Below are 15,402 nucleotides of genomic sequence, written 5' to 3' on the forward strand. Positions count from 1 at the left end.
ACGTCAGCGTCCTGCGGATTATCTTGCCCTGCCCTCAGTTATAGCTATTGGCCATTAGCCGTGCAATGTACCTCGTCGCCTCAACGAAGCTGCAAACGCCAGGCGCGATGGATACGGTTGTTACGGGCGAAGTCCGGGTCCAGGGTCTGAGCGGTGATTTCTTCTACCATGTACCGCGCCATCAGGTGCTCGTCCAACTGGAACTTGCGGAAGTTGTTGGAGAAATACAGCACGCCACCCGGTGCCAGACGGGCCATGGCCAGGTCCAGCAGCTGCACATGATCACGCTGCACGTCGAATACGCCTTCCATGCGCTTGGAGTTGGAGAAGGTTGGCGGGTCGATGAAGATCAGGTCGTAGCTGTCACGGTTGCCTTCCAGCCAGGCCATTACATCGCCCTGTTCCAGGCGGTTGCGCTCGGAATAGCCATTGAGCGCCAGGTTACGCCGTGCCCAGTCCAGGTAGGTTTTCGACAGGTCGACGCTGGTGGTGCTGCGCGCGCCACCCTTGGCCGCATGCACAGTGGCCGTGGCGGTGTAGCAGAACAGGTTGAGGAAGCGCTTGCCGGCAGCCTCGCGCTGGATGCGCATACGCATCGGGCGGTGGTCGAGGAACAGCCCGGTATCCAGGTAGTCGGTGAGGTTGACCAGCAGCTTGACGCCACCTTCGTTCACCTCCTGGAAGCGGCCCTCGGTAGCCTGGCGTTCATACTGGCGCGTGCCGCTCTGCCGCTCGCGACGCTTGAGCACTACACGCTGCGGCGAAATGCCCAGCGCCTGCGGGATGGCAGCCAGTGCGTCGAGCAGACGGGCCTGAGCCTTGTCCGGATCGACCGAACGTGGCGCGGCGTATTCCTGCACGTGTACCCAGTCCTGATACAGGTCGACCGCGAGGGCATATTCGGGCATGTCGGCATCGTACAGCCGGTAGCAGTCGATCTGCTCGCGACGGGCCCACTTGCCCAGTTGCTTGAGGTTCTTCTGCAGGCGGTTGGCAAACATCTGCGCCCCTTCCGACAGCCGCGCGGGTTCGCTGGCCTGCGGCACCTGCTGTCGGGCTTCGGTGCCTTCAGGCTGCGCTTCGCGGCGTTCACCGGTGACGAACTGGTCCGGCTGCACCTTGAACAGCAGCAGCTTGCACGGCAATGCGCCGTTCCAGAACGCGTACTGCTTGTGGCTCCGAATGCCCATGCGCTTGCCCAGTTGCGGCGCACCGGTGAATACCGCTGCTTCCCAGCCCATGCAGGCCTGGCGCAGGCGCTCACCCAGATTCTGATAGAGGTACAGCAGGCTGGCTTCGTCACCCAGACGCTCACCGTAGGGCGGGTTGCTGATGACCAGGCCTTTCTGGTTCTGGTCCGGGCGTGGCTCGAAGGTGCTCACTTCGCCCTGGTAGATCTTCACCCAGTCGCCCAGGCCGGCACGCTCGACGTTGTTGCGGCCCGGCTGGATCAGCCGCGGGTCAGCCTCATAGCCACGGATCCACAGCGGTGGCTTGGCCAGGCCGGCCTGCGCGCGCGCCTGCGCTTCGTCATGCACCTTGCGCCACAGCGCCGGCACATGGCCGAGCCAGGCACTGAAGCCCCAGCGTTCGCGCTTGAGGTTGGGGGCGATATCGGCGGCGATCATCGCGGCCTCGACCAGGAAGGTACCCACACCGCACATCGGGTCGGCCAGCGCACCACCTTCGGCAGCAATACGCGGCCAGCCAGCACGGATCAGCACCGCTGCCGCCAGGTTTTCCTTCAGCGGCGCGGCGCCTTGCTGCAGGCGGTAGCCACGCTGGTGCAGGCTGTGCCCGGACAGGTCGAGGGACAGAATGGCCTCGCCGCGGTCCAGGCGCAGATGCACACGCACGTCAGGGTCGATCTTTTCCACGGACGGGCGCAGGCCTTCGCGGTTACGCAGCTTGTCGACGATCGCATCCTTGACCTTCAGCGCACCGAAGTGGGTATTGTCGATGCCAGAGCCATGGCCGCTGAACTCCACAGCCAGGGTACCGTCGGCTGCCAGGTGGTCGGCCCAGTCGACCGCGTGCACACCGTCGTAAAGGTCGTCGGCGTTCTTCATCGAGAAGCGCTTGAGCACCAGCAATACGCGGTTGGCCAGACGTGACCAGACACACAGGCGGTAAGCAGTTTCCATGTCGGCGGCGCCGCGAATGGCCGAGGTGTGCTCGCGCACCTCGTCAAGGCCGAGGCCCTTGGCCTCTTCGGCGAGCAGGCTTTCAAGGCCTTTGGGACAGGTGAGGTAAAGTTCGAAACGGTCCGACATGAGTATTCCAGCGCCTTGGGCTATTTGACTGACGGGGCGACGCATCGCCCCGCGATGTTTGCCCGTACACCTTTCCAGCAGGCGTGCGGGTGGCCTTCTGCGACACACAACGTGCTGCAGAAAAGCCGGGCCGCCTGACCGATCCGTGCCTGGCCCAGTGGCAAGGACAGCTTAGATCATCAGGCAGTACGCGTAATTCTGGCGATCTCCGGGCCAATGTGACCCTTCGTCGCATTTCAAATTATTTCTGTCATCCGCAAACAACGCTGGCGAAATGACGTCAAAGATCGGCAAACCCCGATCATTGCAGGGCTAAACACCAAACAAGGTTGAGTCGCATTTATTTACTTATCCCCTCACCCTTGGAAAGGTTACGTGCTTATGACAAATCGGTCATTCACACCGTGACTCGCATTCGATAGAACTGGTCTTAGGCCGCTTCGCAACGAGGCGGCACTTTCAGCTCGCCACGCCGGCAGCGAGCGCAAACCGGCAGAACGACTCTGCCCGGCCTCGGAGAGGCCGACGGGACATTACAGTCAACAAGTGAGGGCAACACCCTATGAGAAGACTTAAGCGTGATCCGTTGGAAAGAGCATATTCACGTGGCTACCAATACGGGGTCACCGGCAAATCCCGCGAACTTTGCCCCTTCAATCTTCCTTCTGTTCGCCAAGCCTGGATCAACGGCTGGCGTGAAGGTCGCGGTGATAACTGGGACGGAATGACTGGCACCGCTGGCATCCATAGACTCAACGAAAATCACGCCGTTGGCTGAACGAGGACACTGAATTCGATTTACCATGCACGCCCCATCCGGGCGGCGGGCGAAGGCCCAGGGGCCCCTTGAAGGGGCCCTTTTTTATGCCTTGGCAAACCTCATCAGCTGCACCCACCCGCCCCCGGCAGGGGCGGGCTGGTCACCGCGGCATTGCCGCGATAGCATCCACCGCTTCGCGAATCAGCGCCGGCCCTTTGTAGATGAAGCCCGAGTAGATCTGCACCAGGCTCGCCCCGGCCGCGATCTTCTCGGCAGCATGGCGGCCTTCGGTAATGCCCCCGGCGGCAATGATCGGCAACTTGCCGCCCAGCTCACCTGCCAGCACCTTGACGATATGGGTGCTCTTCTCCAGCACCGGTGCGCCCGACAGGCCGCCCGCCTCGCCACCGTACGGCAATGCTTCGACACCTTCACGGCCCAGCGTGGTGTTGGTGGCGATCACCGCATCCATGCCCGACTCCATCAGCGCGGCGGCCACCAGCGCCGTTTCTTCGTCGCTCATGTCCGGCGCGATCTTGATTGCCAGGGGCACGCGCTTGCCATGTGCACCGGCCAGTTGTTCGCGGCGCTCGGCCAGGGCGTCGAGCAACTGCTTGAGCGAGTCGCCGAACTGCAGGCTGCGCAGGCCCGGGGTATTGGGCGAGCTGACGTTGACCGTGATGTAGCTGGCGGCGGTGTAGACCTTGTCCAGGCAGATCAGGTAGTCATCGACGGCACGTTCGACCGGGGTATCGAAGTTCTTGCCGATGTTGATGCCCAGCACCCCCTTGTAGCGCGAGGCGCGTACGCGCTCGAGCAGGTGATCAACGCCCAGGTTGTTGAAGCCCATGCGGTTGATGATGGCCGTGGCTTCCGGCAGGCGGAACAACCGTGGCTTGGGGTTGCCAGGCTGCGGACGCGGGGTGACAGTGCCGATTTCGACAAAACCGAAGCCCAGCTGGGCGAAGCCGTCGATGGCCGCGCCGTTCTTGTCCAGGCCAGCTGCCAGCCCCACCGGGTTGGCGAAGTTCAAGCCCATGACCGAAACCGGCAATGACGCCGGTTGCTTGCACAGCATGCCGTTGAGGCCCAAACGGCCACCGGCGCCGATCAGGTCCAGGGACAGGTCGTGGGAAGTTTCCGGGGAAAGCTTGAACAGCAGCTGGCGGGCCAGGGTATACATGGGCGGGCAAGGCTCAGGGTGAGTGAGGGGGCGATTATAGCCAGCGCGGGGCTGACAGGACAGCAAATCGTGGAGCGCTTGGCACATCGGTTGCACCCGTTCAGCCCACAGCCTTATCAGTAAGGGCGAGGACTCTTGTGAACACTGTACCCCGAGCAACGCCCCTGGCCTGGGTCAACGGCAGCGACGCGCCGGAAAAAACCAGCCTGAACATCGGCTACATGGCCCTGACCGACTGCGCCTCGGTCGTGGTCGCCGCCACCCAGGGCTTCGCCCAGCAGCACGGCCTTACCCTCAACCTCCAGCGCCAGGGCTCGTGGGCCGGGCTGCGCGACAAGCTGGTCAGCGGCGAACTGGACGCCGCCCATTGCCTGTATGGCTTGGTCTACGCCGTGCACCTGGGCATTGGCGGTGTACCTGCCAGCGACATGGCCGTGCTCATGGGGCTGAACCAGAACGCCCAGGCTATCAACCTGTCCCCTGCCTTGCAGCGCAAGGGCGTGACCAACCCTGAGGCACTGGCGCGCCTGGTGCACCAGCATGGCGCACGCCTGACGTTCGCCCAGACCTTCCCCACCGGCACCCACGCCATGTGGCTGTATTACTGGCTGGCCAGCCAGGGCATTCACCCGCTGCGCGACGTCGACAGCGTAGTGGTGCCACCGGCGCAGATGGCTGCACACCTCCAGGCCGGGCGCATTGACGGCTTCTGCGTCGGCGAGCCCTGGGCCGCCGACGCCGTGAACAAAGGCCAAGGCTTCACCCTGGCCACCAGCCAGTCGATCTGGCCGGATCACCCGGAAAAGGTCCTGGCCTGCGCTCGCGTCTTTGCCGAGCAATACCCCAACAGCGCCCGTGCGCTGATCAAGGCGATCCTCACCGCCAGCCGGTTCATCGAGCAAAGCCCGGAAAACCGCCGCAGCACCGCGCAACTGCTCAGCGCAAGCGCCTACCTGGACACCCCACTGGACAGCATAGCCCCCCGCCTGCTCGGCCATTATGAGGATGGCCTGGGCAACCAGTGGCAAGACCCACACGCCCTGCGCCTGTTCGACCAAGGCCGGGCCAACCTGCCCTATCTGTCCGACGGCATGTGGTTCATGACCCAGTTCCGCCGCTGGGGCCTGCTGCGCGAAGATCCCGACTACCTCGGCGTGGCCCGGCAGGTCCAGCAACTGCAGTTGTACAGCGAGGCCGCACACAGCCTGGGCATCGCTTGCCCAGGCCAACCGATGCGCAGCAGCCTGCTGATCGATGGCTCCCGCTGGGACGGCAGCGACCCCTTCGGCTATGCCCGCAGTTTCAGCTTGCATGCCTTGGGCGAGTTGCCCGATGCCCGTGTCGGCGCGTGAGGGGGACGAACATGTTGCGCATCCTGCTGATCGACGACACCCAGAGCAAGCTCGGTCGCCTGAGGGCTGCGTTGAGTGAGGCCGGCTTCGAGATCATCGAAGCCCCAGACCTGACCATCGACCTGCCCGCCTGCGTCGAAACGGTGCGCCCGGACGTGGTGCTGATCGATACCGACTCGCCAGACCGCGATGTGATGGAACAGGTAGTACTGGTCAGCCGTGACCAGCCGCGGCCCATCGTGTTGTTCACCGACGAGCACGACCCCGGGATGATGCGTCAGGCGATCCAGGCAGGGGTCAGTGCCTATATCGTTGAAGGTATCCATGCTGCGCGGCTGCAGCCGATCCTGGACGTGGCCATGGCCCGCTTCGAAAGCGACCAGGCACTGAAGGCGCAGCTGCTGGCGCGCGACCAGCAATTGGCCGAACGCAAGCGCATCGAGCAGGCCAAAGGCTTGCTGATGAAAATGAAGGACTGCAACGAGGAGCAGGCCTACACCCTGATGCGTCGCCAGGCCATGAGCCGGCAGCAGAAGCTGATCCAGGTGGCCGAACAGATCATTGCCATGCATGAGATGCTCGGCTGATGTGCTGAAAAATCCGAGCAAGCCGCCCCGGAAGTTGGCCCATCTCTTGCTGAACAAATCTCACCGGTAGCCAACGGCGGTTACCCCACTTGAATCCCGACAAAGACGTCGCTCTCCCCTCCACACCCATGGAGCGGGTAGCGGCGTCTTTTTCGTTCCGTTGTACTACCGAGTGAGGTGTTCGATGAGTGCCAGCTTCTGGAAATCCGGGCATGTGCCCACGCTGTTCGCCGCGTTTCTGTACTTCGACCTCAGCTTCATGGTCTGGTACCTGCTGGGCCCGTTGGCGGTGCAGATTGCTGCCGACCTGCAACTGAGCGCACAACAACGGGGCCTGATGGTGGCCACGCCGATCCTGGCCGGGGCAATCCTGCGCTTTGCCATGGGCGTTCTGGTCGACCGCCTGTCGCCCAAGACGGCTGGCCTGATCGGCCAGGTGGTGGTCATCGTCGCCCTCGCCGCAGCCTGGTACCTTGGCGTACACAGCTATGAACAGGCCCTGCTGCTAGGCGTGTTCCTGGGCTTTGCCGGTGCGTCATTCGCCGTCTCGCTGCCGCTGGCCTCACAGTGGTACCCGCCACAGCACCAAGGCAAGGCCATGGGCATCGCCGGCGCCGGCAACTCCGGCACGGTGTTCGCGGCCTTGCTGGCACCGGCACTGGCAGCCGGCTTTGGCTGGAACAATGTGTTCGGCTTTGCGCTGATCCCGCTGTCACTGGCGCTGGTGGTGTTCGCCCTGCTGGCGCGCAATGCCCCACAACGGCCCAAGCCGAAGGCCATGGCCGACTACCTCAAGGCACTGGGCGACCGTGACAGCTGGTGGTTCATGTTTTTCTACAGCGTGACCTTCGGCGGCTTCATCGGCCTGGCCAGCGCCCTGCCCGGCTACTTCAGCGACCAATACGGCCTGAGCCCGGTCACCGCCGGCTACTACACCGCCGCTTGTGTGTTCGCCGGCAGCCTGATGCGCCCGCTCGGCGGCGCCCTGGCTGACCGTTTTGGCGGCATCCGCACCCTGCTGGGCATGTACGGCGTGGCCGCCATCTGCATTGCCGCAGTCGGCTTCAACCTGCCCTCTGCTGCGGCCGCACTGGCGCTGTTCGTCAGCGCCATGCTCGGCCTGGGTGCCGGCAATGGCGCAGTGTTCCAACTGGTGCCACAACGCTTCCGCCAAGAGATCGGGGTAATGACCGGCCTGATCGGCATGGCCGGGGGCATCGGCGGCTTCCTGCTGGCGGCCGGGCTTGGCACCATCAAGCAGCACACTGGCGATTACCAACTGGGGCTGTGGCTGTTCGCCAGCCTGGGCCTGCTGGCCTGGTTCGGCCTGCACGGGGTGAAACAGCGCTGGCGGACCACCTGGGGCTCGGCTGCAGTCACCGCAGCACGGGTCTGAGGCACGCCGATGAGCCTGCAACTGAGCTTTGCCCAGGCCAGCGCCACCGGGCCGCGCGCGGAAAACCAGGACGCCCTGCGCCTGGTCACGCCGGCACCAGAACTGGCCGCCAGCAAAGGCTACCTGTTCGCCCTGGCCGACGGCGTCAGCCAATGTGCCGACGGCGGCCTGGCGGCGCGCGCCAGCCTGCAGGCACTGGCCCTGGATTACTACGCCACGCCAGCCACCTGGAGCGTGGCCCAGGCCCTCGACCGCCTGCTGCTGGCGCAAAACCGCTGGTTGCGCGCCCAGGGCAGCGGTCAGCCGTTGCTGACCACGCTTAGCGCGCTGGTGTTGCGCGGCCGGCGCTTTACCTTGGCCCATGTAGGCGACTGCCGGGTGTACCGCTGGCACGAGGGGCACCTGCAATGCCTGAGCGAAGACCATGTATGGGACCAACCGGGCATGCAGCATGTACTGAAACGGGCGCTGGGCCTGGACCAGCACCTGCTGGTGGATTACCTGGAAGGCGAGCTGCAACTGGGCGAATGTTTTCTGCTGCTCAGCGACGGGGTCTGGGCCAGCCTGGGCGAACAGCACATCCAGGCCGTGCTGCGCGAGCAAACTGACCTGCAACTGGCCGCCGACACTCTGGTGGCCAGTGCCCACCTCAACGGCAGCAAGGACAACGCCAGCGCCTTGCTGGTGCAAGTCGAACAACTGGGCACGGCTAACCTGGGCGATACCCTGGCGCAACTGCAACAATGGCCAGTGCCCGGCCCGCTGCGCGAAGGCCAGGTGATCGACGGCTGGCAGGTCGAAACACTGCATGCGCACAGCCGCCAGTCCTTGCTGTACAAAGTGCGCGATAGCCAGAACCAGCCTTGGCTGCTCAAGACCCTCCCCACTGCACGCGAACAGGAGCCGGGGGCGGCGCAAGGGCTGTTGCTGGAAGAGTGGTTTCTGCGCCGCATCGCCGGCCGGCATTTCCCCGAGCTACACGCCGCCAATCAGCGCCAGCACCTGTACTACGTGATGCGCGAATATCCCGGCCAGAACCTGGCGGCGTTGCTGGCCGAACAAGGCCCGCTGCCCCTGCCGCAATGGCTGGAAGTCGCCCGGCAACTGCTGCAGGCAGTCGGTGTGCTGCATCGGCGCAACTTGCTGCACCGCGATATCAAGCCAGACAACCTGCACCTGGGCCGCGATGGCCAGCTGCGCCTGCTGGACTTCGGCCTGGCTTATTGCCCGGGCCTGTCCGAAGACCCGCTGCACGAGCTGCCCGGCACGCCCTCGTATATCGCCCCGGAAGCATTCGATGGCCACCCGCCCAGCCCGCGTCAGGACTTGTATGCAGTGGGCGTGACCCTGTACCACCTGCTGACCGGACACTACCCGTACGGCGAGGTAGAGGCCTTCCAGCGCCCGCGCTTCGGCCAGCCGGTCAACGCCGCGCGCTACCGACCCGACCTGCCGGAATGGCTGCAGCACAACCTGCTGCAGGCCGTGGCGAGCGACCCGGCGCAGCGCTTCGAAACCGCCGAACACTGGTTGCTGCTACTCGAGCGCGGCGACCGCCAGGAACTGCCCAGCCGACCCCGGCCGCTGCTCGAGCGCGAGCCGCTGAAGGTGTGGCGCACCCTGGCCCTGTTGTCGTTGCTGATCAATCTGATACTGCTGTTTACCCTGCTCAAGGGCTGAACGCGCCTTGCCGATGAGGAAACGCTGATGAATGCAAAAGTATGGCTGGTCGGTGCCGGCCCTGGTGACCCTGAACTGCTCACCCTCAAGGCAGTGCGTGCGTTGCAGCAAGCCGCCGTGGTCATGGTCGACGACCTCGTCAACCCGGCAGTGCTCGAGCATTGCCCGCAGGCCCGGGTAATGACCGTGGGCAAGCGCGGTGGCTGCCGCTCTACACCGCAAGCGTTCATTCAGCGCCTGATGCTGCGCCACGCGCGACAGGGCCGTTGCGTGGTACGGCTCAAGGGCGGCGACCCTTGCATCTTCGGCCGTGGCGGTGAGGAGGCACTGTGGCTGCAGGGCCATGGCATCGAAGTGGAGGTGATCAATGGCATCACCGCCGGCCTGGCCGGGGCCACCCAATGCGGGATTCCCCTGACTTCACGGGGCGTGAGCCGAGGGGTGACGCTGGTGACGGCGCACACCCAGGACGATAGCGAGCTGAACTGGGCGGCCTTGGCTCAGGGCGGGACAACGCTGGTGGTCTACATGGGGGTGGCGCGGCTGGAACAGGTGCGCCAGGGATTGCTGGCGGGGGGTATGGCGCCGGGAATGCCGGTGGCGATGATCGAAAACGCCTCGCTGCCGCAGCAGCGGGAGTGCAGAAGCGATGTGCAGGGAATGGTGGAAGCTGCGCGGGCGTTTGGCTTGCGTAGCCCGGCAATCCTGGTGATTGGAGAGGTGGTGGGAGAGCAACAGGCTGTGGGGCGGATCGCAATCGCAGGCTAACAGCAGGAACAGCCTTCGAGGCCGGTTAAACCCCAGGCAAAGAAAAACCCGGCCGAGGCCGGGTTTTTCATGAAGCTTCAAACCAATTACTTGGCCTGGGCTTCTACCTGAGCTTCAACGCGACGGTTGACAGCACGGCCTTCTTCGGTGGCGTTGTCAGCAACCGGACGGGTTTCGCCGTAGCCAACCGAGTCAACACGGCTGGATTCTACGCCGTACTGCTGGGTCAGCACTTGCTTGACAGCGTTGGCACGACGCTCGGACAGCTTCTGGTTGTAAGCGTCTGGACCCACGGAGTCAGTGTGACCTTCAACCACGGTGGTGGTTTGTGGGTACTGCTTCATGAAGTCAGCCAGGTTTTTGATGTCGCCGTAGCTGTTAGGCTTGACGACCGACTTGTCGAAGTCGAACTTGACGTCCAGCTCAACGCGAACGACTTCGGCAACAGCCGGGCAGCCGTCGGCGTCAACGGTAACGTTGGCCGGGGTGTCTGGGCACTTGTCGACGTTGTCGCACACGCCGTCGTTGTCGGAGTCGGAGCAGACTTCAGCAACTGGAGCAGGAGCAGCTTCAGCTTGCTTCGGGCTACCGCCGAAGTTCAGGCCAACACCAACGCTCGGGGCCCACTCGGTGTCGCCCTGGTCGATGTTGTACTGAGCTTCTACGCCGGCACGGGCGTAGAACATGTCGGTGATGTACCACTTGGCGCCAGCGCCAACGTTGGCGAAGGTGGAGTGGTCACGACCGCCACGGCCGGTCTGGCCCAGCGACTGGTGCGAGAAACCAGCGGAAACGTACGGACGGATGGCGTCGTACGGGTTGTTGAAGTGGTAAACGGCGTCCAGGGCGGTGTTCGAGCCCTTGATGTTCTTGCCGTCTTCGCCACGAGCGTTGTGCACTTCGTCGTAGCCCAGACGCAGCTCAACGTCGTCGGTCAGGAAGTAACCGATCGAGCCGCCGAACAGGTTGCCGTCGTTCTTGAAGTCGCGCTGGCTGTCGAAGAATTCTTTCTTGTAGAAGATTTCAGTCTCGACGGCGCCTTGACCTTGTGCCATAGCGCCAATCGAAGTGGCGGCTACAAGCGAACCAATGGCCAAGCCCAAGGTGTTTTTCAATTTCATCCGTTAAATCCCCATCTGGTGATAGTTAAGCAGTCCCACCACAAACAAGAGGGACAACTCGACGGCGAGTCTAGCAGAACTCGCCGGTTCGTTAGAGATATTTGCACGCCACTAAGTTTCATCAAGGCCGGCAAATTTCTCCCGAAGCTTGTCTAGCGCGCGCTTGTAACGCATTTTCGTCGCGCTCAAGCCCATGTGCATGATGTCGGCAATTTCCTGGAACTCCAGCTCTGCGACAAAACGCAGCACCAGAATTTCCCGGTCAATCGGGTTCACATGCACCAGCCACTTGTCCAGCCCGCCTTTTTCTTCCGGCTTTGGAGCCTTGTCTTCGGACGCCTCTTCAACAGGGTCCAGACTCAAGGCATCCATCAACCGACGTTTGCGGCGCTCCTTGCGGTACTGGGTAATGCACTCGTTGTAGGTGATGCTGTAGAGCCAGGTCTTGAACTTCGACTTACCCTCGAAGTTTTTCAGCCCGTACAGCACTTTCAGCATCACTTCCTGACAGACATCGTCCGCGTCACGGTCGTTCCCCAGATAACGCGCACAGACGTTAAACAGGGTCCGTTGGTAGCGCCGCATGAGCTCTTCATAGGCGCGGGTAACGTGGTACAGCTCCTCATGCGAACGCGCCACCAACTCTTCGTCTGTGAGCTCGCGGGGGTCATAGCGCATGGGCGGCGAATGAACTTTATTCAAAACGGATCTGGCCGACAGTCAGGTCAATGTCGCCGCGCGACCCCGTGGGTCGAATTTCGCGGCGGCATACATTAACAGCTTTTGTGCGGTTAGCGGCTATTGACGCGCTGTTCAAGCAGCTCGCGGTTAGCCAGTGACACCAGTTCGCCATCATCGGTCAGCAGCGTCGTCTTCACCGTACCGATCTCCTCGATATGCCCTTCGACCTCTCCAATCCGCACCTGCTGGCCGACTTGGTACAGCTCGCGCACGTAGATGCCGGCCAGGATCTGCCCGGCAATTTCGCGACTGCCAAGGCCCATGGCCAAGGCAACGGCCAGACCAACGGTAATCAGCCCGATAACGATGACGTGGTTCAGCAGGTCGGTTTTCACTTCAAGCTGGCTGATGGCCACCGAGATGCTGATGATGATCACAAGGCCTTGGGTAATACGCCCCAGACCCGCCGAGTATTCCAGGCCGATACCTTCGGCAGCGCCACGCACCAGGCCGTTGGCCACCTGCGCCAGCAGTACGCCGGCCAGCAGCACCAGGGCCGCGCCGAACACCTTGGGCAAGTACAGGGCGAGCATGTCGAGGGTTGCCGAAACCCGCTCAAGGCCCAGCGATTCGGCAGCCGAGACCAGGAAGATGAGCAGCACGAACCAATAGACGATCTTGCCGATCAGGGTCGAGATCGGCACCTGGATACCGCCGCGACCGAGCATTTTGGTGAGGCCGGTGCCGGCCATCAGGCGGTCCAGGCCAAATTTGGCCAACAGTTTGGACAGCAGCGTGTCGAGCAGCTTGGCCACCACGAAACCGAGCAGCACCACGACCAGCGCGCCGAACAGGTTGGGGATGAAGTTCGCTACCTTGGTCCAAAGGGCAGTCATCGCGGTGACCAGGCTCTGGGTCCAGAGATCGAGTTCCATATTCAATCGGCCTTATCTGCTTTGCTGCCAGTGGCAGCGTTGCGGGAAGAGTGTCGACGCACCGGCGCAACATGCGCCGAGCCATTGTTCACGGCAATCAGCAGCGCCTGGCTCCAGCGGCCAAGCAGGCTGAACAGATCACCCGCGCCAACCTGGCGGTTGGCGGTTTTCAGCACGCGACCCAGGCAAGCGGCGTCGTCCCGGTCGTCCCGGTCATTGCCGGAGGGTGACGCCTTGAGCAGGTCGCGCAGGGATTCTTCAAACGGATCGTGCATGGGCACCTCGCGCAGTGTCAGCAAGAGACGAGATGGCCGGGCGACGGGTCACACATCCTGTTGGCACGAAGGTTTCAAATTGCACAGCTATACCCACCGCAACCGCCGGAACAGCCACCACTGCCCCACGGCCAACCCCAGCACGACGATGCAGGCGAACAGGAAGCCCAAAGGGTTTTCCGCCCCGGGGATGCCGCCGACATTGATGCCCAGTAGCCCGGTGACAAAGCTCATGGGCAGGAAGATGCAGGTGATGATGCCAAAGCGGTACATGGTGCGGTTCATCCGCTCGCTGCGCCGCCGGTCCTCGCTTTCCAGCACCAGCGCAGCGCGTTCGCGGGCCAGTTCCAGCTCTTCGAGGTAGCGGATCAGGCTGTTGTTGAGTTCATTCCAGTAATCGGCGTCGGCATTGGCGAACCAGCTCCATTTGCTGCGCGACAACTGCGCGTAGATTTCCCGTTGCGGGGCGAGAAAGCGGCGCAAGCCAGCGGCACGGCGGCGAATCTGCTGCAGGTTGCCTTGCTCCGGGGCATACCGCTCGTCGGATTCGACCTTTTCTTCCTCCAGGTCGACGAGCTCGGCCAGGTCGCTGACCAGGCCCTGGACCTTCTCGGTCAGCAACTCACCCATCAACAACAACAGTTCCGAGGCCGATTTCGGTCCCCTGCCCTGTTCCAGCAACTGGAGAATTTCATCGCTGGCGCGCAACGGCCGCAGGCGCAGCGAGATAACCCGCTGCGCCTCGGCGAAGATGCGTACCGAAACCATGTCTTCGGGCTCGGCACCCGGGTTGAGGTTGACCCCCCGCAGGAACAGCAACAGCTGTTCGTCCGCCATGGGCAGCAGGCGCGGCCGGGTGTTTTCTTCCAGCAGCAGCTCGCAGGCGAACTCGCTCAGGCCGCTGTCGTGCAGCAGCCAGGAACGGGTTTGCGGATGGCTGCGATCCCAGTGCAGCCACAGGCTCTGCTCCGGTTGCAACTGCAGGTCGTCCAGTTCGGTACGGGCAATAGAACGCGCGCCGCCTTTGCCATCGAGCACCAGGGCATGCACCAGCCCCCACTGCGCGTTGTCTTCCTCGAACATCAAAGCTCCATCAGCGCGTGCGGCGCATTACTCCGGCATTTTCAGCGGTTTCGGCGAGACCAGCACGCCATTGTTGTCGGCATACACATACTCACCCGGGCGGAAGGTTACCCCGGCGAAGGTCACCACCACGTTGAGATCGCCAATACCCCGCTTGTCGGTCTTCATCGGGTGGCTGGCCAGGGCCTGCACACCAACGTCGGTCTGGATCAGCACGTCGACATCACGCACGCAGCCGTAGATCACCAAGCCTTCCCAACCGTTTTTTGCGGCTTTTTCGGCGAGCATGTCGCCGAGCAGCGCACGGCGCAGCGACCCACCGCCATCGACCACCAGCACTTTGCCCTTGCCGTTGAGTTCGACCTGCTCCTTGACCAGCGAATTGTCCTCGAAACACTTGATGGTAACGATCTGGCCACCGAACGAATCGCGGCCACCAAAATTGCTGAACATCGGCTCCAGCACTTGTACCAGGTCCGGGTAGGCGTCACACAGGTCGGGCGTTACGTAATGCTGCATGGGAAGCTCCTGTCAGTCACAACGAAAGCGGGTATCGGCCAAGGCTACACCTTGGAGGCTGTCGCAGTCATCCGGGACCGGGCAGTCATTTGTATTCATCCTGTCTCGGCCCTTCCACGCGTGACCCGTTCCTGCACAGGAACGCGCCGTTATCCAGGTGTAGGAGCGGGTTTACCCGCGAATACGGTGGCGGCGTCAAACGGTGAACGGCCGGTGGAGATTGGCCAGCAGGCCCGGCCCTTTCGCGGGTAAACCCGCTCCTACGACGGCCTGTGTCCAACCCCCGATGTGTGTCCACCACCAATCCGGTGTAGGAGCGGGTTTACCCGCGAATACGGTGGCGGCGTCAAAGGTGAACGGCCGGTGGAGATTGGCCAGCAGGCCCGGCCCTTTCGCGGGTAAACCCGCTCCTACACGACGGCCTGTGTCCCCCCCCGATGTGCGTCCACCACCAATCCGGTGTAGGAGCGGGTTTACCCGCGAATACGGTGGTGGCGGCAACGGTGAACGGCCGGTGGAAATTGGCCAGCAGGCCCGGCCCTTTCGCGGGTAAACCCGCTCCTACGACGGCCTGTGTCCAACCCCCGATGTGTGTCCACCACCAATCCGGTGTAGGAGCGGGTTTACCCGCGAATACGGTGGCGGCGTCAAAGGTGAACGGCCGGTGGAGATTGGCCAGCAGGCCCGGCCCTTTCGCGGGTAAACCCGCTCCTACACGACGGCCTGTGTCCCCCCCCGATGTGCGTCCACCACCAATCCGGTGTAGGAGCGGGTTTACCCGCGAATACG

Annotated in this window: 14 protein-coding genes; 6 read left to right on the forward strand and 8 right to left on the reverse strand. The window is 63.1% G+C overall.

Annotated features, from left to right (window positions below):
- Nucleotides 1–80: 80 nt before the first annotated feature.
- Entirely contained in the window at nucleotides 81–2,273 is a 2,193-nt protein-coding gene (rlmKL, locus tag PRJ_RS19075; protein ID WP_104962222.1) for a bifunctional 23S rRNA (guanine(2069)-N(7))-methyltransferase RlmK/23S rRNA (guanine(2445)-N(2))-methyltransferase RlmL, read from the reverse strand.
- A 562-nt stretch (nucleotides 2,274–2,835) separates the two neighbouring features.
- Between rlmKL and rmf the strand changes: the two genes are divergently transcribed.
- Nucleotides 2,836–3,051 (forward strand): ribosome modulation factor, encoded by a 216-nt coding sequence (gene rmf, locus PRJ_RS19080; protein ID WP_003248687.1) that lies wholly within the window; start codon nucleotides 2,836–2,838, stop codon nucleotides 3,049–3,051.
- Between the two features lie 142 nt (nucleotides 3,052–3,193).
- On the opposite strand, the gene PRJ_RS19085 is transcribed toward rmf, so the two are convergent.
- A complete protein-coding gene (locus tag PRJ_RS19085) occupies nucleotides 3,194–4,216 on the reverse strand; it encodes a quinone-dependent dihydroorotate dehydrogenase (protein WP_014591812.1) in 1,023 nt (340 codons plus the stop codon).
- A 137-nt stretch (nucleotides 4,217–4,353) separates the two neighbouring features.
- On the opposite strand from PRJ_RS19085, the gene PRJ_RS19090 reads away from it, so the two are divergent.
- The 5 genes from PRJ_RS19090 (at nucleotide 4,354) to cobA (ending at nucleotide 9,999) form a co-directional block, all read left to right on the forward strand.
- Complete coding sequence (locus PRJ_RS19090) at nucleotides 4,354–5,568, forward strand: CmpA/NrtA family ABC transporter substrate-binding protein (protein ID WP_104962223.1); 1,215 nt, start codon at nucleotides 4,354–4,356, stop codon at nucleotides 5,566–5,568.
- Between the two features lie 11 nt (nucleotides 5,569–5,579).
- Nucleotides 5,580–6,155, forward strand: a complete 576-nt coding sequence (locus tag PRJ_RS19095) for an ANTAR domain-containing response regulator (protein WP_003248677.1) — start codon at nucleotides 5,580–5,582, stop codon at nucleotides 6,153–6,155.
- Nucleotides 6,156–6,339: 184 nt separating this feature from the next.
- On the forward strand, nucleotides 6,340–7,551 hold the full coding sequence (locus tag PRJ_RS19100; RefSeq protein ID WP_012053187.1) for a NarK/NasA family nitrate transporter: 1,212 nt from the start codon (nucleotides 6,340–6,342) through the stop codon (nucleotides 7,549–7,551).
- 9 nt (nucleotides 7,552–7,560) lie between these two features.
- Entirely contained in the window at nucleotides 7,561–9,231 is a 1,671-nt protein-coding gene (locus PRJ_RS19105; protein ID WP_104962224.1) for a bifunctional protein-serine/threonine kinase/phosphatase, read from the forward strand.
- A 27-nt stretch (nucleotides 9,232–9,258) separates the two neighbouring features.
- On the forward strand, nucleotides 9,259–9,999 hold the full coding sequence (gene cobA, locus PRJ_RS19110) for a uroporphyrinogen-III C-methyltransferase (RefSeq protein ID WP_003248669.1): 741 nt from the start codon (nucleotides 9,259–9,261) through the stop codon (nucleotides 9,997–9,999).
- Nucleotides 10,000–10,085: 86 nt separating this feature from the next.
- Here cobA and PRJ_RS19115 read toward each other — a convergent pair whose 3' ends face one another.
- The 6 genes from PRJ_RS19115 to rraA all read right to left on the reverse strand — a co-directional run bounded on the left by PRJ_RS19115 (nucleotide 10,086) and on the right by rraA (nucleotide 14,613).
- Complete coding sequence (locus PRJ_RS19115; protein WP_010953090.1) at nucleotides 10,086–11,120, reverse strand: OmpA family protein; 1,035 nt, start codon at nucleotides 11,118–11,120, stop codon at nucleotides 10,086–10,088.
- Nucleotides 11,121–11,231: 111 nt separating this feature from the next.
- Complete coding sequence (sigX, locus tag PRJ_RS19120) at nucleotides 11,232–11,798, reverse strand: RNA polymerase sigma factor SigX (RefSeq protein ID WP_003248665.1); 567 nt, start codon at nucleotides 11,796–11,798, stop codon at nucleotides 11,232–11,234.
- A gap of 113 nt (nucleotides 11,799–11,911) precedes the next feature.
- Nucleotides 11,912–12,736 (reverse strand): mechanosensitive ion channel domain-containing protein, encoded by an 825-nt coding sequence (locus tag PRJ_RS19125; RefSeq protein WP_010953088.1) that lies wholly within the window; start codon nucleotides 12,734–12,736, stop codon nucleotides 11,912–11,914.
- Between the two features lie 2 nt (nucleotides 12,737–12,738).
- Nucleotides 12,739–13,011: a hypothetical protein gene (locus tag PRJ_RS19130; protein ID WP_014591816.1), complete on the reverse strand. Its 273-nt coding sequence runs from the start codon at nucleotides 13,009–13,011 to the stop codon at nucleotides 12,739–12,741.
- 87 nt (nucleotides 13,012–13,098) lie between these two features.
- Nucleotides 13,099–14,094 (reverse strand): zinc transporter ZntB, encoded by a 996-nt coding sequence (locus PRJ_RS19135; RefSeq protein WP_104962225.1) that lies wholly within the window; start codon nucleotides 14,092–14,094, stop codon nucleotides 13,099–13,101.
- A gap of 27 nt (nucleotides 14,095–14,121) precedes the next feature.
- Complete coding sequence (gene rraA, locus PRJ_RS19140; protein ID WP_104962226.1) at nucleotides 14,122–14,613, reverse strand: ribonuclease E activity regulator RraA; 492 nt, start codon at nucleotides 14,611–14,613, stop codon at nucleotides 14,122–14,124.
- Between the last annotated feature and the right edge of the window lie 789 nt (nucleotides 14,614–15,402).

Source organism: Pseudomonas sp. XWY-1, from assembly GCF_002953115.1.
Classification (GTDB): Bacteria; Pseudomonadota; Gammaproteobacteria; order Pseudomonadales; family Pseudomonadaceae; genus Aquipseudomonas; species Aquipseudomonas alloputida.